The 20,304-nt window shown below is 65.9% G+C and carries 17 protein-coding genes; 4 read left to right on the forward strand and 13 right to left on the reverse strand.

Translation table 11 applies throughout. From position 1 onward, the window contains the following. Positions 1-133 precede the first annotated feature (133 nt). The 4 genes from ABZ909_RS02255 to ABZ909_RS02270 form a co-directional block, all read right to left on the reverse strand. Positions 134-970: an alpha/beta hydrolase gene (locus ABZ909_RS02255; protein ID WP_356995779.1), complete on the reverse strand. Its 837-nt coding sequence runs from the start codon at positions 968-970 to the stop codon at positions 134-136. Between the two features lie 48 nt (positions 971-1,018). Beyond that, positions 1,019-1,279, reverse strand: a complete 261-nt coding sequence (locus ABZ909_RS02260; protein WP_356995780.1) for a hypothetical protein — start codon at positions 1,277-1,279, stop codon at positions 1,019-1,021. A gap of 619 nt (positions 1,280-1,898) precedes the next feature. Beyond that, a complete protein-coding gene (locus ABZ909_RS02265; RefSeq protein ID WP_356995781.1) occupies positions 1,899-3,134 on the reverse strand; it encodes a fatty acid desaturase in 1,236 nt (411 codons plus the stop codon). Positions 3,135-3,266: 132 nt separating this feature from the next. After that, positions 3,267-4,223, reverse strand: coding sequence for an amidohydrolase family protein (locus tag ABZ909_RS02270; RefSeq protein ID WP_356995782.1), 957 nt, complete (start codon positions 4,221-4,223; stop codon positions 3,267-3,269). Positions 4,224-4,291: 68 nt separating this feature from the next. Here ABZ909_RS02270 and ABZ909_RS02275 point away from each other — a divergent pair, with 68 nt between their 5' ends. Beyond that, on the forward strand, positions 4,292-4,792 hold the full coding sequence (locus ABZ909_RS02275) for a MarR family transcriptional regulator (RefSeq protein ID WP_356995783.1): 501 nt from the start codon (positions 4,292-4,294) through the stop codon (positions 4,790-4,792). A 264-nt stretch (positions 4,793-5,056) separates the two neighbouring features. Here ABZ909_RS02275 and ABZ909_RS02280 read toward each other — a convergent pair whose 3' ends face one another. The 3 genes from ABZ909_RS02280 to ABZ909_RS02290 are packed head-to-tail and all read right to left on the reverse strand — an operon-like array spanning position 5,057 to position 8,501. Next, positions 5,057-6,061, reverse strand: coding sequence for a VOC family protein (locus ABZ909_RS02280; protein WP_356995784.1), 1,005 nt, complete (start codon positions 6,059-6,061; stop codon positions 5,057-5,059). Continuing rightward, positions 6,058-6,912: an alpha/beta hydrolase gene (locus ABZ909_RS02285; RefSeq protein ID WP_356995785.1), complete on the reverse strand. Its 855-nt coding sequence runs from the start codon at positions 6,910-6,912 to the stop codon at positions 6,058-6,060. The genes ABZ909_RS02280 and ABZ909_RS02285 overlap by 4 nt, the downstream gene beginning before the upstream one ends. Next, positions 6,909-8,501 (reverse strand): bifunctional 3-(3-hydroxy-phenyl)propionate/3-hydroxycinnamic acid hydroxylase, encoded by a 1,593-nt coding sequence (locus ABZ909_RS02290; RefSeq protein WP_356995786.1) that lies wholly within the window; start codon positions 8,499-8,501, stop codon positions 6,909-6,911. Before ABZ909_RS02290 ends, ABZ909_RS02285 begins: the two co-directional genes overlap by 4 nt. A 140-nt stretch (positions 8,502-8,641) precedes the next feature. Between ABZ909_RS02290 and ABZ909_RS02295 the strand changes: the two genes are divergently transcribed. From ABZ909_RS02295 to ABZ909_RS02305, 3 genes are all read left to right on the forward strand, one after another. Continuing rightward, positions 8,642-9,265: a TetR/AcrR family transcriptional regulator gene (locus ABZ909_RS02295; protein WP_356995787.1), complete on the forward strand. Its 624-nt coding sequence runs from the start codon at positions 8,642-8,644 to the stop codon at positions 9,263-9,265. A gap of 420 nt (positions 9,266-9,685) precedes the next feature. After that, the gene (locus tag ABZ909_RS02300; protein ID WP_356995788.1) at positions 9,686-11,935 is read left to right on the forward strand and encodes a serine/threonine-protein kinase; all 2,250 of its coding nucleotides are present in this window, start codon (positions 9,686-9,688) and stop codon (positions 11,933-11,935) included. Positions 11,936-12,120: 185 nt separating this feature from the next. Further along, positions 12,121-12,819, forward strand: a complete 699-nt coding sequence (locus ABZ909_RS02305; protein WP_356995789.1) for a hypothetical protein — start codon at positions 12,121-12,123, stop codon at positions 12,817-12,819. Here the strand turns inward: ABZ909_RS02305 and ABZ909_RS02310 are convergent. The 6 genes from ABZ909_RS02310 to ABZ909_RS02335 all read right to left on the reverse strand — a co-directional run bounded on the left by ABZ909_RS02310 (position 12,713) and on the right by ABZ909_RS02335 (position 20,302). Continuing rightward, positions 12,713-13,471, reverse strand: coding sequence for a hypothetical protein (locus ABZ909_RS02310; RefSeq protein WP_356995790.1), 759 nt, complete (start codon positions 13,469-13,471; stop codon positions 12,713-12,715). The two genes, ABZ909_RS02305 and ABZ909_RS02310, sit on opposite strands and share 107 nt — an antisense overlap. 1,198 nt (positions 13,472-14,669) lie before the next feature. After that, positions 14,670-15,248: an alpha/beta fold hydrolase gene (locus tag ABZ909_RS02315; RefSeq protein ID WP_356995791.1), complete on the reverse strand. Its 579-nt coding sequence runs from the start codon at positions 15,246-15,248 to the stop codon at positions 14,670-14,672. Between the two features lie 43 nt (positions 15,249-15,291). Next, a complete protein-coding gene (locus tag ABZ909_RS02320) occupies positions 15,292-16,116 on the reverse strand; it encodes an SDR family oxidoreductase (RefSeq protein ID WP_356995792.1) in 825 nt (274 codons plus the stop codon). A gap of 62 nt (positions 16,117-16,178) precedes the next feature. After that, positions 16,179-17,738 carry a long-chain fatty acid--CoA ligase gene (locus ABZ909_RS02325; RefSeq protein ID WP_356995793.1) on the reverse strand — a complete coding sequence of 520 codons (1,560 nt, stop codon included), beginning with the start codon at positions 17,736-17,738 and terminating at the stop codon, positions 16,179-16,181. 60 nt (positions 17,739-17,798) lie between these two features. Further along, complete coding sequence (locus ABZ909_RS02330) at positions 17,799-19,124, reverse strand: MFS transporter (RefSeq protein ID WP_356995794.1); 1,326 nt, start codon at positions 19,122-19,124, stop codon at positions 17,799-17,801. 128 nt (positions 19,125-19,252) lie between these two features. Further along, positions 19,253-20,302, reverse strand: a complete 1,050-nt coding sequence (locus tag ABZ909_RS02335; protein WP_356995795.1) for a 3-keto-5-aminohexanoate cleavage protein — start codon at positions 20,300-20,302, stop codon at positions 19,253-19,255. Positions 20,303-20,304 lie beyond the last annotated feature (2 nt).

Consider the following 20,304-nt stretch of genomic DNA (forward strand, 5'->3'; position numbering starts at 1 on the left):
CAACCGTCCCGACGAAGTCGGGCTGCCGCGGTGTCTTGCTGGGGACGGTCGGACGTTGGTCACACTCGCAGGCTGGGCAGGGATGGGTGAACTATGTTGCGGCCCTGCGTTGTCCGGATCGTGGGTGCAGGGTTTACAGCTGGCTGCGTAGGAAGGCGATCGACGGTTCGGTGGCGTCGGCGGCGTATTGCGAGGCATGTCGGGTGCCCGGCAGGATCTGGGTCTGCACCTGGTCACCGGCGGCGCGCAGCCTGTCGGCGAATCGGGTCAGCTGCGACAACGCGACCAGTTCGTGGTCGGAGTTGAACAACAATGCGGGTGGGTCACCGGCGGCGACGTGGGTGATGGGAGAGGCGTCGGCGGCCATCGCGGTGCATGGCGCGGTGCCGGGCGCGCAGCTCGGGTACAGGACGGCCGGGAGCACGCCGCTGTTGCCGGGAGCGTCCGTGGTCAGGTCGTAGGGGCCCGACCAGCCGACGACCGCGCGCAGCGAATCCGGCCGGGTGGTCGCCGCGAGCATGATCAGGTTGGCGCCGGCCGAGGTCCCCAGCCCGCCGATCCGATCCGGGTCGACGCCGAGGTGCGGGGCATCGGCGTGCACGTAGTCGATCGCGGCCTGCACGTCGGCGATCTCGCGCGGATACCGCGGCGTCGCCGACATGTCGTATTCGATGTTGACCACGACGAATCCGGCCGCTGCGGTCTGCCGCGCGACCGCGTCGAGCAGACTGCGGGATCCGACGACCCAGGCGCCGCCGTGCACCATGACCACCGCCGGCGCGTCGTGCACCGCGGCCGGATCGCCCGGGTAGTAGACGGTCATGGCCTGCGGCCCATGTGTCGTGGGGTACGACGACTCCACCGTCGACACTGTCGGGGCCGACGCGTCCGGCGGGTCGGCCGCCGCGGGAACCGCGCTGACGGCGGCACCCAGCATCAGGGTGGCGGTGAGGATCGAACGTAGCGGCACAGCGAGACCTCCTGTGTAAGTAATTGCTGACGCTAACAATAAGCGCGCCTACTGGAGATCAGGGGTGACGAGTGGATCGGTAAACCCGATCCGGTGGTCAATGCCTCGCAGAACCCGGTCGGTTACTGCGACCTCGCGCAGGAGGCGCAGTTCCGCGAACGGCCCTGCGGGTGCGGGTGCGGCGAGATCGGCACCCGCGACTTCCTGCCCGGCCGCGATGTACGTGCCTGCCAGGACCGTGTGCGCCGGATGTTCGCCGGATCGACGCTGGAGTTCTTCCGCTGGGTCGGCCGCATGGCCGGCGAACACGGCTTGCCCATCTTGGCTGTGCGCTCCCCACAGATCGCCGTGGCGGCCCCCAGGACTCGTCCTCAGGGTCTGTGGAAACCGAACCCTGACAATCGGGCTTCCTGGACTGGCAGGAACCGCTGTTCGGTTAGTCGGCATTAGATCGGGTGCTGATGTCCTGTTTCGCCGGGTTGAGGCAGTCTCGGTGCCCCGGATATGTGGCGCGCCCTCTCGTTCAGCGAAGAAATCCTAGTGACCGTCGCCTTCAATCCCCGCTACGTACTCGAAGGACTGACCGCGACATACGCCGAATTCATCGAGATCGCACTGAACGGATCAGCCAGAGCCGCCAACCTCCGCACGGCCAATCACAATCCAGACGGACAACGCCACGACGGCCTGATCTATGTGCTCATACCTGTCCGGCTGACCATCACCTCGGCCTGGAATACCGATCCACTGGTCCCTACCAGTCACTACCCCCTTATCTATCGATGCGTCTGTGGCGAAGGTCGCGGCTCTAGAAGCGATCCCCGGGCACATCGAATAGATGTAGTCGGCGGCCGATGCCGTCGGCACCACGATCCGCGGCTCCGCAACGACGGAAGACCGAGGTGCCGAGGCGGGCTCGGGACCGGGATCAACGGCGGCGGGTGATCCGGCGTCGGCCTTGTTGCAGGGCGGTGCGCAGGCCGCGGCGGCGGCCGGTGGTCGGGTCGATCGCGGCAGGGCCGCCGAAGGCACGCTCGGACTTGGTCTCGGGGGCGTCGTCGGCGGTGCGGTGCAGGTACTTGTTGGGCAGCGACAGCTTCAAGATCGTGCGCCACGTCTTGGCGTACTGCAGCGGCAGCGCCCCGCTGGTGTAGGGCAGGTCGTATTTCTCGCATAGCTCGCGGACCCGTACCGCGATCGCGGCCAGGCGGTTGCTCGGCAGGTCCGGGTACAGGTGGTGCTCGATCTGGTGGGAGAGGTTGCCGGTCATGAAGTGCAGGAGCGGGCCGCCGGAGATGTTGGCGCTACCGAGCATCTGCCGCAGATACCACTCGCCCTGCGTCTCGTTGTCGCAGTCGAACTTGGTGAACTTCTCGGCACCGTCGGGGAAGTGGCCGCAGAAGATCACCGCATTGGTCCATATATTGCGCACGATGTTGGCGGTGAGGTCCGCCGTCAGCGTCGAGAGGAAAGCGGGACCGGTCAGCAGCGGGAAGATCAGGTAGTCTTTGGCGGTCTGCTTGCGGATCTTCTTCAGCACGGTGTGGCGGTCGGAGTGGAACTGCTTCCATTGCGGGCTGTTTTTGGCCCACTTCTTCTTGGCGACCTTGCCCAGCTCCAAATGCTGGATCGCGACGCCGTACTCGAAGAACATCTGCAGCAGCAGGTTGTACACCGGCTGGCCCAGGTAGAACGGCGACCAGCGCTGGTCCCGGGTCACGCGCAGGAGCCCGAACCCTATGTCGTCGTCCATGCCCAGCACGTTGGTGTACTTGTGGTGCAGGTAGTTGTGGGTGATCTTCCAGTGTTCGGACGGGCCGGCGTTGTCCCATTCCCACGTCGAGGAGTGGATCTCCGGATCGTTCATCCAGTCCCACTGCCCGTGCATGACGTTGTGGCCGATCTCCATGTTCTCGATGATTTTGGCGGTGCTCAGCAATGCCACACCCGCCAGCCAGGCCGGCGGCAGGAAACTGGCGAACAGCACGGCACGTCCGCCGATCTCGAGAGCACGCTGCAGACGGATGACATTGCGGATATATCGCGCGTCGCGTTCACCACGCGAGGACTCGATATCACGCCGGATCGCATCGAGTTCCGCTCCGATCGCCTCCATGTCCTCCGGGGTGAGGTGCGCATATTCCTTGACATCCGATATCGCCATGGTTGTTACGGTACCGTAGGTTACGGTTCCGTAGGTTACTGAAGGGGCAGGCTCCCAGTGTGGTCGTTCGCTCATTGAACTCATCGGATGCTTCTACCTACGGGCCGGTCCCTAACAGCGAGGGATTGTTCGTCAGCGGGCGAGGCGAGGGAAGAGAGCTTCGGCGTTGCGATGGTCGATGGCGGTGCGCTGGTGGTTGTCGAGGGGGTAGGCGTCGAGCTGGTGGGTGAAGTACGCGGAGATCTCGGGGGTGGCGTAGGGGAAGTCGCTGCCGAAGGTGATGCGGGTGGGGTCGGCGAAGGTGAGCAGGGTGGGCAGGGTGTCGGGGTTGGCGGTCAGGGCGGTGTCGAAGTAGAAGCGCCGCAGTTCCGCGAGGATCGTCTCGCGGTGCATGACGGATTCGACGCCGGTGATCTGCTGGTAGCCCTCAAGGGTGAGGCTGATGCGGTGGGCGGCGTAGGGGAGGAAGCCGCCGCCGTGGGAGAGGATGAACGTCGTGTCCGGGTGGCGGGTGGTGGTGCCGGACAGGACGAGGTTCATCGCGGCGCGGGTGGTGTCGAGCAGGAAATCGGCGGCGAAGGGTGGGACGCCGGGGACCAGTGGGCCGGGCAGCTCGGCGGGGTGGACGAAGACGGTGGTGCCGCGGCGGCCGAGTTCGGCCATGAGCGGCTCGAAGGATGGGTCGCCGAGGTAGGTGCCGCGGTGGTTGGCGAGCAGGATGATGCCGTCGGCGCCGAGCTGGTCGAGGGCATAGGCGGCCTCCTCGAGGGCGCCGTCGACGTCGGGCAGCGGGAGGGTGGCGAAGAAGCCGTAGCGGCCGGGGCGGTCCTTGACGATCTCGGCGGCGTAGTCGTTGACCTTGCGGGCCCAGGTGCGGGCCTCGGTGTCGTCGCCGAGGTGGGTGCCGGGGGTGGAGACCGACAGTACGGCGGCCTGGATGCCCTGACTGTCCATGAAGGCGAGGTCGGTGTCGACGTCCCAGGTCGGGACGGGCAGGCCGCCGGCGGTCTCGCCTTGGGAGAGCAGCCAGTCACGGTAGAGCGGCGGAACGATGTGGTGGTGGGTGTCGATGCGTGCGGGGCTGGTCATGGCGGTTTCCCTCCGAGGTCTCAATTTATTTAGCAAGCTAATTATTAGCTTGCTGCTATCGTAGGTTCGTGATTCCACCAGCGCAAGGCGACCGCTCCGCGACCGAACCGGCAGCTCACGGGCTGCCCCAGGCCGATGACCCGCAGTTTCAGGAGTTCACTCGGGCGGTACAGGACCTTCTCGGTGCCGTCCGCCGCACTCGGGGCCGACTGGCCGGTCAGGGCCGCCCTGCCTTGTCGCTGTCGCAGATCCAGCTGCTGGAGGCGCTCGCTGACCACGGTGCTCTCGGCGTGGGCGAGATAGCCGAGCACGCGGATGTCGCCACTCCCACCGCGACCCGCATGCTCAAGCAGCTCGAACGTGACGGCATCGTCACCCGCACCCGCACGCCCGGTGACGAACGCCGCGTCCAGGTCGCGCTCACCGACGCCGGCGCCGTCCTGCTCGCTGAGCATCGCAGCCGCCTGCGCGAACGCCAGCTGCGCGCCTTCCGTGAGCTCACCCCCGATCAGCGCGCCATGATCACCGGGCTCAGCCGTCAGCTCATCAAGCTGGTCGACGACATGTGACCTCGCCGGGCCATCTCCACCGCGATTCTCGGCGCGACCGGCTGTAGCGCTGCTGCTCGCCGCCCGCGACCGGCCCGCGATCGTCCCACCCACTACCGCAGGAGCTGACCGCCCTGACGGTGCCAGCCGAGGACAGCTGGGCAGGCCAGTCAGCATGAGCCCGAAGGCCCGCCCTGGTGGTTGTGCGGGTGAGGTGGAACGTCGGCAGATCGCATCGACGCGGTTCCTGGTCCGAGAAGAACAATGTGGGGCGGGCGGAAACTGTTAGTCGGGTATGCCGGCTCCGCTGAGGGCGGGGACGGTTTCTTCGTGGTGGCGCAGGGACAGTGCGGCTGTTTTGAATTGGGTGAGTTTGTCGATGATGGTCTGGCCTTCGGGGGTGTGGCCCCAGATGCTGATGCCGCGGTGGGTGGTCGGTTCCCAGGTGGATTCGTCGACCACGATGGGGTTCCAGCCGAGCTCCCATTCGAAGCCCGACGGTGTGGTCGCGTAGTAGGACAGTTCGCGGTCGTTGGTGTGCTGGCCGACGCCCAGGGCCATGTCGAAGCCGAGTTCTTTGACACGCTGGTAGGAGCGGGTCATGTCGTCGAGTTCGGCGACCTGGATGTTGAGGTGTTGGATGCGGGTGCGGACCGGGTCGACGGGCAGTCCGCGCACGGCGGCGATCGCTATCGAGTGATGGCGTTCGTTGACGCGCAGGAAGCGGATCTTGATCTTGGCGCCGTTGATGGTTTCGTCGATGTAGTCCGACAGGCGGGCGTCGAAGACGGTGTCGTAGTAGCCGCGCAGCTTCTGCGGCTGAGTGGTGGTGATGGCGACGTGCCCGATCCCGGAAGCGCCCGTGACGAATCCGGTGCTGCTCATCTCGAGTGGTGTGCTGGTGGTGCGGGCGCGGGTGAAGATCTCTTGGTCGATTCCTTTGGGGCCGGGGAAGCGCAGGAGGCGTTCGACGCCGCGCAGGGCGGTTTCCTCGTCGGTGCCCTCGGTGACGGGGACGCCGCGGTCGCGTACGCGGGCGACGATCCGGTCGAAGGATTGGTGGTCGTCGATCTGCCAGCCGAGGGCGGTAGCGTCCTCGGCGTCACCGCGCTGGAGCAGGAAGCGGCATTCGTGGTCGTCGAGCCGGAATCGCATGGCGTGGTGGGAAAGTCGATCGGTGTGCAGGCCGATGGCGTCACGTCCGAAGCGGTGCCAGTCGTCGAACCGGTTGGTCTCGATGACGATGTATCCGAGGTGCACGGATCCGAACAGGGAATCGGCGGTGTTCATCGTGTGCTCCTGGTGAGGAAGGCGGTGGTGACGGTGTTGAAGAAGTCGGCGCGTTCCCACTGCACCCAGTGGCCGGTGTTCGCGGTGAGCAGCAGGTCGCAGTGGGGCATGGTTTTCGCCAGCATGTGTCCGCCGCTGGGGCGGTTGACCTTGTCGTTTGCACCCCAGATCACCAGGGTCGGTGTCTGTAGGGTGCGCAGCCGCCGGTCCCGGGTGAAGTCCATCCCCCACAGGGCGCGCAGTCCGGAGGGGCGACGCAGCGGCGGATCGGCCAGCACGGCCGGGTCGATGCTCGAGCGATAGCGGTCGTCGATCACCTCGGCGGGGATCTCCGTGCCGTCGAACACGAGGTAGTCACGGATGAATGCTTCGAGCTTGTCACGTGACGGACCTGTACCGGTGTAGTACGACATCAGCGACCGCAGCCCGGCGGTGAGCGGGGCCCGGGTGAGGCCGATGCCGCCGGGACCCATGAGGATCATCTTCCCGACCCGGTCGGGGGTGTCCAGCGCCAGGCGCAGGGCGCAGGCTCCGCCGTAGGAGTTGCCGACCAGATGGGCGTGGTCGAGATCGAGGCGGTCGAGCAGTCCGCGGATGTTGTCGGCGAGATAGCCGAACGGGTCGGACTGGTCCACACCCTTGCTGGAGCGCCCGTAGCCGGGCAGGTCCGGCACGATCACCCGGAAGTGTGCGGCTAGCGCGTCGATATTGCGTGAATAGTTCGACACTCCCGACGCGCCGGGGCCGCCGCCGTGCAGCAACACCACCGCGGGTCCCTGGCCGGTTTCCGCGAAGTAGATGTCTTTGCCACCGACGCTCACCGTGCGTTCGGTCAGTGCTGTGCGGGTCATACGAGTTCTCCGTTTCGTGGCAGAAGATCAGGGCGGATGGTCAGGCCGGGCGGGGGCGGGGCCAGGTTGGTGTCGGGGCCCGCCGCGGCGTAGACGACGCCGTCGGGGCGGATGGCCAGCACGGTGGCGCCCTTGGCGCGCATCCACCGCAGCAGCGTCGCGTCCAGGTCGACGACGGTGTCGGTGGCCGGGGCGGTCCCGGGCGGGGCCAGGCGGAGCGTTGGCACGCCGGCGTTGCGCCAGCCGGGCCAGGCATCGGCCGTGCCGAGATGCAGGATGGTCCATCGGGCACCGAGTACGTCGTCGAGACGTTCGCGGCTGCCCCCCGCGTCGAGCACCCACGGTTGCGGGACGAGCCAGCCCGCCGCCGCGGACTTGATCGCCTGGGATGTGGCGATCAAGCCGTGCGGGTGGAAGGCGTCGGGGATCCAGCGGTGATCTCGCAGCCATTCCGGGACACCTGGTACCTGCATGGCGATGCGGAAGAACCGGTCGCGCAGCATCGCGAGGGTGGGGTGGTGCTGGGTGATCAGGCGCCCGACCTTGACGGCGCGGTCGGTCACTTCTCGCACATGCGGCAGGCGTTCGGTCTGGTAGGAGTCGAGAATCGACTCCGGAAGCGCGCCGTCGAGCACCGCGCCGAGTTTCCAGCACAGGTTCGCCACATCACGCACGCCGGCGGACATGCCCTGGCCGATCCATGGCGGCATGGCGTGGGCGGCGTCGCCGGCGAGGAAGACCCGGCCCACCCGCCAGCGATCGGCGAAGCGCACATGGTGGCTGTACACGGCCGCCCGCAGAATCTTCACCTGCGTGTCGTCGATGCCCTGGTGGTTCAGCACCCGCCAGATCGCGGCATCGGTGACCAGCTCCTGCTCGTCCTCGTCGTCGCGGACCGGGAACTCCCACCGGTGATGACCCAGCGGCGTCGGGCAGTCGACGGTGGGCCGTGCCGGGTTGCAGTGGAACCGCAACCGGTCGTGGCCGGGCCATTCCTGCAGGACCTTGGTGTCGATGACCACCCACCGTTCGGCGTAGGTCCGGCCCTCGTAGCCGATACCGAGCTGGGCGCGGGTGGGGCTCGCGCCGCCGTCGGCGGCGATCACATAGGACGCCCGCACACGCTCGAACGCATCCTGGCGCAGATCGGCGAGCATGAGCTCGACCCCGGAGCCGTCCTGCAGCACGCGCAGGCATTCGTGCTCGAGCCGCACCTCCACATTCGGGAACCGCTGCACCCCGGCGCGCAGCACCTTCTCGAGCGCGGGTTGGTAGATGAACTGTTGCGGCGGGTGACCCGACCCGTGCGACACCGGTGTCATCTCGAAGAACGGCTCACCATGCGCGTCGACGAAGGCTGCGGTGCTACCGGCGAGCATGTCCGACTGCAGGCGGTCGGCCAGGCCGACCTGCTGCCAGATCCGCAGCACCTCCTCGTCGGTCGAGATCGCACGCGCCCGGTGGTAGATGTCCGAACTACGTTCGACGACAACAACTTTCAAGCCCATCCGGCCGAGCATGTTCGCGGCGGTCACACCGGTGGGGCCGTAACCGATGACGGCGACGTCGTAAAGCGGGATATCGGCCACGTCGGGACCTCTCGTCAGATAGTGAAATGTGTCGGCGGGGATCGTGCCGCCAAACCAGGAACTGTTCCTGTAGTGATCACTACGGTAAGATGGTGTTGCGTGTGAGTCAACCCACATTTCGTCGACCCGAGGAGAAGTCCGTGGCCGAGCAGAAGACGCCCCGCAGGCGGCGTGCCAATGGCGAGGAATCCCGGCGCCGCATCCTTGACGCGGCCGTGGAAGTGGCCGCCGAACGTGGCTACGACGGCACGAGCATCGCGCTGGTGAGCAAGAAGAGTGGCCTGCCCGCCAGTTCGATCTACTGGCATTTCCAGGACAAGGACGATTTGATCGCCGCGGTCATCGAACGCAGCTTCGGCACCTGGCTTTCCGGGTGGGTGATGCCCGATGGCGACAGCCCGCGTGAGCGCTTCGCGGCCCTGTCGATGCAGGTCGCCAAGGCGTTGCTCGATTCGCCGGACTTTCTGCGGCTGGGCCTGATGCTCACCCTCGAGAACCGGCCGGTCGAGGTGAGTGCCCGCCGCATGTTCCTGCAGGTGCGCGATCGGGCATGCGGGCAGATTGCCGCCACGCTGCGCGAGTTGGCTCCGGAGTTGCCCGATGAGTCTGTGGCCTTGTTGACCACGTACGGGCTGGCTGCCGCGGACGGACTGTTCATCGCCAAACAGATCGGCGGCGACAGCGTCGATCTCGTCTCACTGTTCGAACTGCATGCCCATTCGCTCTACGACGCAGCAGTGCGGTTGAGCGCGTCTGGTGGATAGCGACTCGCGCCTTCGAAGCGTTCCTCGACCGATCCGTCACCGGGGGATGCGACCGCGGGGACGCCAGCGAAGACCGTTCACTCACCACCTGTCCGTGTCGGCGGTACTCGGATCCGGGTGTTCGAAGGTGCAGGACACAATGCACGCTCGGCGTCGCGCAACACATCCAAGGGCACTCCGACCCCTGCCCTGCGCCTCGACCACCTGCGAAAGATGCGGAGGCCAACGGTCTACCAGTCATCACGATCGCCCCGGTACCTGTGATTTGTTGTCGCCGCGAGTTTTTCATGGCTCCTTGGCAGGGGGTGGACAGCTGGGCGGCAACGGTGTAAGGCTGTTGATGAAGTGCCGATCATCCACCTGAGGGATCCAATACCCCTTGTTGGGGAGGCGGGATCAACCGCTTCGAGGCGAGCGACGATGGATAAGGACCTCGGCGCGAGCGCATTCGACCCCGGTGCCGCCCGCGCGACTGCAACGCAGACCGCGTTGACGACTCTGGTTGCCCAGTTCGCCGAGGACTGGCACTCATCGAGCGAACCACCCGATCTGTCGATCCACCTGCCGGCCGAGCCCGCGCTGCGGCGGACCACATTGATCGAACTGATCAAAGTGGATCTGCACGAACGGTGGCGGCGCAGCGACGACGCGCCGCGCCTTGCCGACTATCGCGAACAGTTCCCGGAACTGGGCACTGCCCCGCTGCCGCCGGATCTCATCTACGAGGAGATCAGTGCCCGCAGCTGTCGCAACGACATCGACCTCACCGAGTACGAGCACGACTATCCGACCCAAATGGCCCGCATCACCGAGACTTTCGATGTCGGCGGCCTGCGCAGCACGCTGCTGGCCGACCCCACGGCAGTCGATGCTCTCGACTCCATCAATACGGGCGCATCCGTCGACGATTTCGATCTGCTGCTGCCGCTGGGCAGAGGCGCGTTCGCGCGCGTATTCCTGGCTCGGCAGCGATCGTTGAGCCGACTGGTAGCTGTGAAGATCTCCCGCGACCGCGGCGCCGAACCGCAGACGCTGGCCCAGCTCGACCACGACCATATCGTCCGCGTCTTCGATCAGCGTCAGATCACTGAACAGCATCTGAAGCTGATGTACATGCAGTACGTGCCCGGCGGCACCCTGCTGGGCGTGCTGCGACTGCTGCAACGCACCCCACGGGCCGGACGCAGCGGCAAGCTGCTGCTGGCGGCTATCGACGCCGCCACCACGACCACGGGCGTGCTCCAGCCGCAGCCCTCGCCCGCGCGCGCGGAACTGGAACAGCTCACCTGGCCGGAAACCGTGGCCTGGCTGGGCGCCCGGCTGGCCGCCGCACTCGACTACGCCAATCGCCACGGTGTGCTGCACCGCGACATCAAACCCGCAAATGTGCTGTTGACCGCCGACGGGCAGCCCAAACTGGCCGATTTCAACATCAGCTTCAGCCGGCATCTGCCCGGTGCGAACCCCGTCGCCTACTTCGGCGGCTCCCTGCGCTACATGTCCCCCGAACAACTCGAGGCCTGCCACCCCAACGTGGCCACCACTGCCGCCGATCTGGACACCCGCAGCGACCTCTACGCACTGGCGGTGGTCCTGTGGGAACTGCTCACCGGACTGCGACCGTTCGACGACGGGGACGGGGCCGGCGAATCGGAGCAATCGCTGCAGGCGATGATCGATCGACGCCGCCGGCCCATCGACGCGACTCTGGAGGCCGAGCTGCCCCCTGACTGCCCGGCCCTACTGCGTCACGCACTGCTCACCTGCCTCGCGCCCGACCCCGCCGACCGCTACCCCAGCGGTGCCGAACTGGCCCAGCGGCTCGAATTGAGCCAGGACCGGGCCGCCCGCGACCTGGTCGACCCGCCCGCACACAGCCTGCGGGCACGGTTGCGCATGCGGCCGATTCCGGTGGTGCTTCCGACAACCATGTTCGGCCAGGTTGCGGCCGGACTGTACCTGTCGGCGCACAACGTCCGGCTGATCCAACTCGAACTGGGTTCCGAGGCTGCCGGGCGGCTGACCCACCTGGGTTACGTGGTGATCGCGATCTCCTATCCGGTCGCCATCGCCGGACTGCTGTACTGGTGCCGCAACGTCTTCCTAGTGCCCGACGGCCTGCGCCGCGGCAAACACTTCGACGAGACCACCCTCGCCCGTGCGCGTGCCGACACCCTCGCCTGCGGCGACCGGATCGCGGCAGTCGCGTTCATCGGATGGATCCTGGCCATGGGCATCTTCCTGGTGAAACTGCTGTCACTAGGGCCGCTGCCGGGCGGGCTGCTGGCTAATCTGATCGCCTCGAGCCTCGTCGCAGCCACGGTAGCGGTCGTGTACACGTACTTTCCGGCCACCTTCTTCGTGCTGCGCTGGTACTACCCGGGTTTGGTCGCCACCGGGCACCTCTCTCCCGACGACGCCACCCGGCTGCATCGGCTGATCCAACGCAGCCGCGTGTACCTCGGTGTGGCGGCATCGGTTCCGCTGATCGGCGTGCCGTTAGGGCTGATGTTCTTGACTCCGCAACAGCAGCACACGGTGATCGGCTCGATGGTAGCTCTCTGTGTCGGTGGGCTTGTCGCCTTTGCCGTCACCCTGCGCACCTTCTACGCCCTGCAATCGGATCTGGCGGCGCTCAATCGCATCGTGAATCCCCATTCTCACGCCTGACCGATGGATGGCCATACGACCAAGATCGGCTGATCCCGAGCCGGTGTCTTGACCATGGTCAGACCTTCCGGGTGATCCCTTGCCATCAAAGCTATAAGAGCTAGCTTTTAAGCTATGCAATCTAGCTTTTTGGGCGGGCCGAAGGGCGCATCGCCTACGAATTGATCGGCACCAGAGGACCTTTGGTGATCTGCGCACCCGGCTGGGGCGAACTTCGGCAGGGTTATCGGCACCTGACGCCCATGCTCATCGAGCGCGGGTGCCGGGTGGCGATCATGGATATCCGTGGGCACGGTGACAGCGATGCCGGCTTCGGCTCCTACGACGACGTCGCTCTCGCCGACGACATCCTGGCGCTCATCGACGAACTGGCTGAACCAGCACCAATCCTGATGGTGGGCAGCCGCATAAGAGGAGCGCATCGAACAGGCCGGTATGAAACTGGCCGTCGGCAGATACTGCACCGACAACGCCGGCTTCACCGAAATGCTCGCCGCCGGAAAATGATTCGACGACTGGCGACGGCTTGGCGGTCTCGGCTCGAGCAAGTAACGCCGGATCGATTGTGGTCTGGCCTGGTGCTGCCCGCGAGCGGTGGTCGGGCAGCACCAGCACCGGGTTATCCCATCGGCCGAGGTCAGCGGTACCGTGCCGTGCACCAGGTATTTCGGGCCTTCGGCGTTGTGAATGACGGTGATCATTCGCAACGCCTCGGTCCGACTTGCCGGTCGCTCCCGGCGATCAGCACGGAGATCCTCAATGAGTGTGAGCGGAGCCCTATTTCGCGGGTGCTGCGGGCTGCATGGGGTCCTTGCAGGCGGGGACGTCGGGCGGGCACGGGGAGAGGATGGTGGAGAAGTATTGGAAGGCGGCGAACAGGGTGATGGGTCCGCCCGCGAGGATGAGGCCGGCCATCGAGCCGACCGCGCCGAGGGTGGCCGCGCCGAGGACACAGCCTGCGATGGTGGCGCCGACGAAGGGCGCCAGCAAGACGATGACGGGGCTGGTCAGCACGGCACCGGCTGCGCCGCCGACCAGGCAGCCGATTCCGCCGCCGAGTACCGCGCCGAGAATGGCGCTTACGGCGGCGCCGATCGTGACTCGCTGGGCGAAGGTGCCGAGGGCTTGTGCGTCGCGCGGGTTGACTGATTCGGCGATCTGCGCGGCTTTGTCGACCGGGATGATCTGGTCGCGGCTGACGGCCTGGACCGGCCGGGGGTTGTCTTTCGACGGCGTCAGGGTGGCTGTGGTGCCGTCGATGTGCGCGTCGATGGGGTGAGCGGTGTTGTCCATCTGGTAGGTGAGCGGGATGGCGGCGACGGGTTGCTCGTTGTGGTCGGTGAGGACCAGTTGGTCGTCGATGATTTTCAGCGTGCCGTCGGTGGTGGTGAGGACGGCGGAACCGCCGTCGCGGTGCACTTCGTAGTGCACGGCGTTCGGTGGTTGGTCGCCGGGTTGGGGTGCGGCGTTCGCGGTGGCGGTGGTGATAGCGATGGCTGTTGCCGCGAGGATGGCGGTCGCAGCGGTTTTCCTCATCTTCATGGTGTTCCTCAACTTCATCGGTGAGATCGGCACAGCCCGTCGGGGGACTGTGCTCTTAGGGAGGTGGAGCACCGGAGTAGGCCCCGGTTTCGTGGTGGCGGCAATTCTTGGTTTGTCGGGCAATGTCATGGCGATCTCCTCACGCATGTTGTGCTGTCGGGATGGTCGCCAGGCACCACGCGGTGTGTGGCTTCAGAGTTGGACGCGGAGTTCGCGTTCGAGGATCTTGCTGGCCGCGGTAATCGGCACTGTGATAGTCGTTGGCTAGCGACGTGATGCAGGACACGATAAGCCGGAAAAACGATTCAAATCTTGACAATCCGGGTCGAATTTTTGACTTTCCGGGACAGGAAGTAGGGCCAACATGCTGATGGTGCGCCAGCGGTGTCGTGGTCTTCGAGGAGCCTTTCGAACAGCTCGTGGGCGACGGCATTGGAGAGGACGCGGGGTTCAACAGGGGCGTGGGATGGGCGGCGCTTGTTGATGATTCGAACCCGTCGGTGGTGCTAGGTGCCGGCATAGTGGCATCGCCGGACGTGATGGCTCCGGTGCCATCTCCAACATGTTCGTGTCGCGTTCAGATCGAAACTCATCTGTATGCCACGCTCGATCACCCGAACTGCAGGGCACTCCTCGCGTAGCTGAAATCAGCCGGCGCGCCTGCAGAATTCGGCCGTCGGTCGACTGATTCAGAATGTCGTGTGTGCGAAGGACATCGTGTTGTCCGAATTCAGCGAGGCAGGACCAGTCGGTCCTCGACCGCGGTTCGAAACCTCACGCCGCTCGGCGGATTAACAGATCGGTCGGTACTTCCATTCGTATTAGCCGGATCTGGAGACCTTCAGGTTGTTGCACATGAATGTCACGGGTCAGGCCTTCTCCGTGCCAAATTCAGCGATGAAAGAGTATTTGAGGGAAAAGTACTGGTGGATTGCTACTGGGAAGAACGGAAACGACAGGAAGAGGCCGAGGAAAAGCGCAGAAACCTGCCGGGCGGCATTACAACACCCTGTCGGAACGGGTGCGCGCCTACGACAACGTTGAAGTCTTGTCCGTAGATGGGCTGGCGTGGACGCCACTCTCGCGGGCGCCGGCGTACGTAGTGGCCGGCCGACCGCGGTGGCGCCGATGAGGGACGGTTCTACGCCGATCGTCGGGGGCATCGGATAGACCGTCGTCGGGGGGAGTCCGGTTACGTGTCGGCGGTGGCGGTCAGCTCGTGGAGCAGTCGTTCGGCCTGGGGCCACGGTCCGTAGCCGGAGGCGGGGTCGAGGTGCCCGACGGGGCCGAGGTCGACCAGGCGGCTGCCCCAGGTTTCGGCCAGGCCGGCGACGCGTCGGCGGGCGGCGAGCGGGTCGTTGCTGCTGGCGGCGAGGATGCTCGGGAACGGCAACTGCCGGCGTGGGATCGGGTTCCAACCGTGGGCTGTGAGCTGGTCGGTGGTCGGGTAGCCGTCCGGGAGCGGGTTTTCGAAATCCGGTGGTGTGACCAGCAGGGCTGCGTGGATGTCGCGGGTGGGGTGCTGGGCCCAGTGCACGGTGGTGAGCACGCCGGCGCTGTGGGCGACCAGCACGACCGGATGCGGGATTTCTCGCAGGGTGGTGTCCAGTGCGGTCACCCATGCGTCGCGGTTCAGTCGCGCGTCGCCCGGCGGCCGGCGCACGGTGTGGGTGCCGGGATGTGTTGCGGCGAGCCGCTTCTGCCAGTGGTTGCCGCCGTGATCGCCGAGGCCGGGGACGATCACGACAACGGGTGTGGTGGTGTGGTTCATGGTGCTGCTCCAGGAAACTTGCGGACCGGCTTCGCGCGCGGTGTCAGATGACGGCTCCGCCGTTGGGACTGATGATCTGACCGGCGAGGTAGTGGTTGTCGCCGGCGAGGTACACGGCGAGGGAGGCGTACTCCTCGGGAGTGCCGAGGCGGCCGACGGGGATCATCTGGTAGAGGCTGTTCTTCTGTTCAGGGGTGGCGTTATCGAGGTATGCCTGGAACGGCGGGGTCAGTACACCGCCACAGGCGATGGCGTTGACCAGGATGTTCGCTCCGGCGACGTCGAGCGCGACGGTTTTGGTGAGGCTGGCAACGGCGGCCTTGGCGGCCGAGTAGCCGGGACTGTGTGCGCTGGCGGCGGACATACCGGCAATGGAGCTGATGTTGACGATGCGGCCGTGGCGCTGTGGTTCCATGTAGCGCAGCGCGGCGCGGGTGCAGTAGAACACGCCGTGGACGTTGACATCCCACCATTTGAGCCAGTCCTCGTCGGTGAGGCTGCTGGTGATCCCGAGCGAGCGGCGTCCGATGGGAGTGGTCAGGTAGGCGTAGTGCAGGTTGCGGCGCTCGGTGTCCGCGGGTGACGACGGCACGATGGCCGCGTTGTTGACCAGGATGTGCACCGTGCCGAACCAGTCGGCGGCCTCGGCGAACATCTGGTCCACCGCGACCGGATCGGAGACATCGCAGCGCACAGGCAGACAGGCCCGGCCCAGCGTATGGATCTCCTCGGTGAGATCGGCCAGCTTGTCGTCCTGGATGTCACAGGCGACGATGTCGGCCCCGGCGCTGGCCAGCGCCAGCGCGATCGCCTTGCCCAATCCCTGGGCGGCCCCGGTGACCACAGCTGTTCTTCCTTGCAATGTCACGATGTTCTCCTTTTGTCGGTCCGAAATCTGTTGTACTGCTGGAGTTTTCGCAAATGCGGGCGTCAGTTGTGGGTGCGGAGTTCGCGTTTGAGGATTTTGCCGGTGGCGGTCATCGGCAGTGTTTGGACGAATTCGATGTGGCGGGGGTATTTGTAGGCGGCCATCTGATCTTTGGCCCAGGCAATGAGGGCGTCTTCGGTCGGTTGGGCGCCGGGAGCGGGGATGATGTAGGCCTTGATTTCCTCGCCGTGGCTCTCGTGCGGGATACCGACGACAGCGGCCAGTGACACCGCCTCGTGGGTCATGAGGACTTCTTCGATCTCGCGGGGGTAGACGTTGAGGCCGCCACGCACGATCAGGTCTTTGGCGCGATCGACGATGTGGTAGAAGCCGTCGGAGTCGCGGCGGGCCAGATCGCCGGTGCGGAACCAGCCGTCCCGCATGACCTCGGCGGTGGCGTCGGGCCGCTTGTAGTAGCCCTTCATGACGTTGTGGCCGCGAACGGCGATCTCGCCGACGACATGGCTACCGGTGAGGGTGTTCCAGTCTTCGTCGACCAGCTGGGCCAGCACTCCCCATACCGGTGTCCCGATGGAGCCGGGGCGCGGACCACGCTCGGCACTGCCGAACAAGGCCATCGGGGCGGTTTCCGACAGACCGTAGCCTTCGATGATGTCGATGCCGAACCGCTGCCGGAACCGGGTGAGGATCTCCACCGGTAATGCGGCGCCACCGGAGACGGCCAGCCGCATGCACCCAGCGATGGCGTCGATGTCGATGGTTTCGGTGTCGTCGAGGGCGTTGAGCAGGCCCCAGTACATGGTGGGAACGCCGGCGAACACGGTGATCTGTTCGGTCTGCATCAGCGCCAGTGCTGCGGCGGCATCGAAGCGGGGGGTCAGTACCAGGGTGGCGGCGACGGAGAATCCGGCGTTCATGTTCACCGTCTGACCGAAAGTGTGGAACAGCGGCAGCACCAGCAGATGCCGGTCGTGACGGTTCGGGTGGCTGTCGAACTGCCGGTTCGCGGTGAACGCGTTGAGCAGCATGTTGGCGTGGGTCAGTTCGGCGCCCTTGGGTCTGCCGGTGGTGCCCGAGGTGTAGAGGATCACCGCGGTATCGCTCGCTTCCCGGACTCGGGTGGCGAACTCGGTGGGCTGGGGCCGCAGTGTTGCGGACAGGCCGTCGGCGGTGCCGTCGTGCTGCGGGGCAAGGGTGTCGATACGGAACAGGTGTTCGCATCCGGGTGCCTGGTCGAAGCCGGCGCGGCCGTAGTCGCCGATCGGCAGGTCGGCAGTGCCGTCGTGGCAGAAGTAGGCTTTGGCGTCGGAATCGTCGAGGTGGTAGGCGATTTCGCGGTCCTTGAGCAGGATGTTGAGCGGGACCACGACCGCGCCTGCTTTGAGGATGCCGTAGTAGATGATCGGAAACCACGGCAGGTTGGGGCACGACAGGGCGACTTTGTCACCGGGTGCGATGCCACGGGCGACCAGCAGGTTGGCGACCTGGTTGGCCGCGGCGTCCACCTCGGCATAGGTGAGGCGATCACCGGCGGCGACGACCGCGTCCCGATGTGGGCTGTTGCGAGCCGAATCTTCCAGCAACACAGACAAATTGAGCATGACAAACCTTCATGGTGTTCGTGAACGGTGACCGGCCGATCGGCCGTGCGGATCGGCCGGTCAAGCCGATGGCGATACGGTCTGCAACCGAGCCAGCCGGTGCAGTCCGGCCGGGTGGGCGCGTTTGCCGACGACCGCGACGACGAGGACGCCGAGGTAGGCCAGTGGCACCAGCTGTAGCGCGGTGGCGAGCCCGTAGTGGTCGGCGAGAATACCGACGACCAGCGGACCGGCCGCAAGCCCGAAGATGTTGTTACACAACGTGACCGTTCCGAATGCGGTGGCGCGCAGGCTGGGGTGGGTGAGGCCGACGATCAGGGAGGACATCGCGCCGGTCGAACCGGCGACGAACGGTGCCCCGATGCCGAGCGCGATCAGCTGCGCGGGGCCGGTGGGCAGCTGGAAGGCCACCATCAGCACGACGAGCGACACCACGCAATACACCGCCGTGATGCTCCATAGGCGAGCGGGCTCGGTGCGGGCGACCCGGTCGGCGATTATGCCGCAGCCGACCATGCCGACCCCGATCAACAGCACATACGCCGCAGCGGTGAGACCGGCGCGATCGGGGGTCATCCCGTAGGAGCGGTTGAAGAAGCTGGGGAGCCAGGCCATCAGCACCGCCGACACGAGCAGCTGCAGGCCCCCGGCCAGATACACGCACCACACCGACACGGTGGAGAACAGGCTCGACAGCGGTACCCGCACGACTGGCCCCGAATCTTGTTGCGCAACGGCGTCATCAGCGATGTGGTGGCGTTGCAGGCCACGTTCGGTCACGAGCAGCCGGAACGCGGCCACCAGCACCAGACCGAAGACCGCCATCACAGCGAAGGTCCAGCGCCATCCGATGTGGCGGGCGATCACCCCGCCCAGGGCGATTCCCAGGACCGAGCCGAAGGAACCGCCGGCGAGGAAGGCTCCGCTGACCGAGGCCCGCAACCGCGGTGAGAAAACGCTGAGCACTATGGCTCCGCCGACGCTGCCGTAGGCGGCCTCACCGACCCCGAGCAGGAAACGGGCGCCCAGCATCTGGCCGAAGTTGCTGGCGCATGCGCACAGCAGGGTGGCGACACTCCAGAAGGTCGCCATGATCAACAAGCTGCGCACCCGTCCCCAGCGGTCGGCCAGCAGCGACAGCGGCACCGTACCCAACGCAACCATCAATGCGACGACGCTGGTGAGGGCGCCCAGCCGCGAATCCGACAGTTCCCATTGTGTTTTCAAGTACGGAAACACCGCCGGGAGGACCTGCCGGGACATGTAGTCCGACAGCATCAGCCCGAAGGTCAGGGCGAATACGACCCACGGAAAGATCCGGGAGCGGCCCAGCGTCGTCGTCGATGCGCCGGCGGTAGGGTCTGCGGGCGTGGTGTGAAGGTCCATGGCGCTTCCTCGAGCCTGGCGGAACTGTGCAATGACCGGATGAGCGCGGCCGGTCGACAGAAAGAAGGAAAAAGGGGGCAGCGCGCGGCGTACCGCGCTGTGCAGCCGCACGCTGCCCGGGGTGCCGATCAGGCGTGGTGGAGGAAGCCGAGCTGGCCCGGCTTGCGGTTGGGTGGGAATCCGATCTTCGCCAGCGCGTCGTCGGTGTCGCTGTAGACCTCATCGAACAGGTAGATGTCGCGTGCTTCCTTGCAGGAGGCGACATCGCGGCCGAGTTCGTCGGCGATGCGGACCATCTGCTCGACCTGCTCCACCGAGGTGCGGCGCTCACCCTTGCGGCCCCACAGGTTGTCCTCGATGCCCACCCGCACGTGCTGGCCGAGCGCGATCGCGATCGTGCACATCGGCGTCACGTTGCGCATGATCGTCTCGATGGTCAGCACGGCACCGTCCGGGGTGCGGCGAATGAATTCGATCAGATCCGCCGGGTGCGTACCCGCGGCACCGCCGCCGATGGCGACATAGTTCAGCACCAGCGGACCGGTGTAGAGACCGCGGCGGATCAGACGTTCCACGGTCTCGAGCTGAGTCAGGTTGCCGAGCATGAAGTGCGGCTGGATACCCGCGGCGGTAAGACGCCGCAGGTGTTCGATGTAGAACTCCGGTCCGGCCTCGACCACCATGTCGCGATATGCCTTGTACAGCACGGGGTTCTGTATCGAGGTCCCGGCGATGTCGTCGTCGCTGAGCAACTCGACGATATTCATCTGGCTGGTGTTGATGGCGATGGTGACCTGATCAGGCTTCGGATCCAGCTCGGCCAGCAGGTGGCGGGTGTCGTAGTCCAGCCATTTCGCCTGGTCGGCGCCTTCCGGCGGCGCGAACGAAATCGACCCGCCGACCTGCAGAATCATCTCCGGCACCGCCTCGCGCAGGCGGCCCATCATTTCGTTGAACAGTTCGAGTCGCTTCGACCCGTGCCCATCCTCCTCGCGCACATGCACGTGCAGCACCTGCGCGCCGGCGTTGTAGCAGTCCACCGCCTTCTGGATCTGCTCGTCCATCGTCACCGGGATGTCGTCGGAATCCCCGGGCAGGAATTCCGGACCGTACGGGGCGACCTGAATGACGAGCTTTTCCTGGTTCTCCGGCAGCAGCGAATCATCGAGATAATGCATGA

It is taken from the genome of Nocardia sp. NPDC046763 (genome assembly GCF_040645495.1).
In the GTDB taxonomy this organism is placed as follows: domain Bacteria; phylum Actinomycetota; class Actinomycetes; order Mycobacteriales; family Mycobacteriaceae; genus Nocardia.

Bases quoted from the DNA above. Each gene is read 5' to 3' on its own strand.
- ABZ909_RS02265 (WP_356995781.1), bottom strand. From the start codon at position 3,134: ATGGCGATATCGGATGTCAAGGAATATGCGCACCTCACCCCGGAGGAC.
- ABZ909_RS02270 (WP_356995782.1), bottom strand. From the start codon at position 4,223: ATGACCAGCCCCGCACGCATCGACACCCACCACCACATCGTTCCGCCG.
- ABZ909_RS02280 (WP_356995784.1), bottom strand. From the start codon at position 6,061: ATGAACACCGCCGATTCCCTGTTCGGATCCGTGCACCTCGGATACATC.
- ABZ909_RS02285 (WP_356995785.1), bottom strand. From the start codon at position 6,912: ATGACCCGCACAGCACTGACCGAACGCACGGTGAGCGTCGGTGGCAAA.
- ABZ909_RS02300 (WP_356995788.1), top strand. From the start codon at position 9,686: ATGGATAAGGACCTCGGCGCGAGCGCATTCGACCCCGGTGCCGCCCGC.
- ABZ909_RS02310 (WP_356995790.1), bottom strand. From the start codon at position 13,471: ATGAGGAAAACCGCTGCGACCGCCATCCTCGCGGCAACAGCCATCGCT.
- ABZ909_RS02315 (WP_356995791.1), bottom strand. From the start codon at position 15,248: ATGAACCACACCACCACACCCGTTGTCGTGATCGTCCCCGGCCTCGGC.
- ABZ909_RS02325 (WP_356995793.1), bottom strand. From the start codon at position 17,738: ATGCTCAATTTGTCTGTGTTGCTGGAAGATTCGGCTCGCAACAGCCCA.
- ABZ909_RS02330 (WP_356995794.1), bottom strand. From the start codon at position 19,124: ATGGACCTTCACACCACGCCCGCAGACCCTACCGCCGGCGCATCGACG.
- ABZ909_RS02335 (WP_356995795.1), bottom strand. From the start codon at position 20,302: ATGCATTATCTCGATGATTCGCTGCTGCCGGAGAACCAGGAAAAGCTC.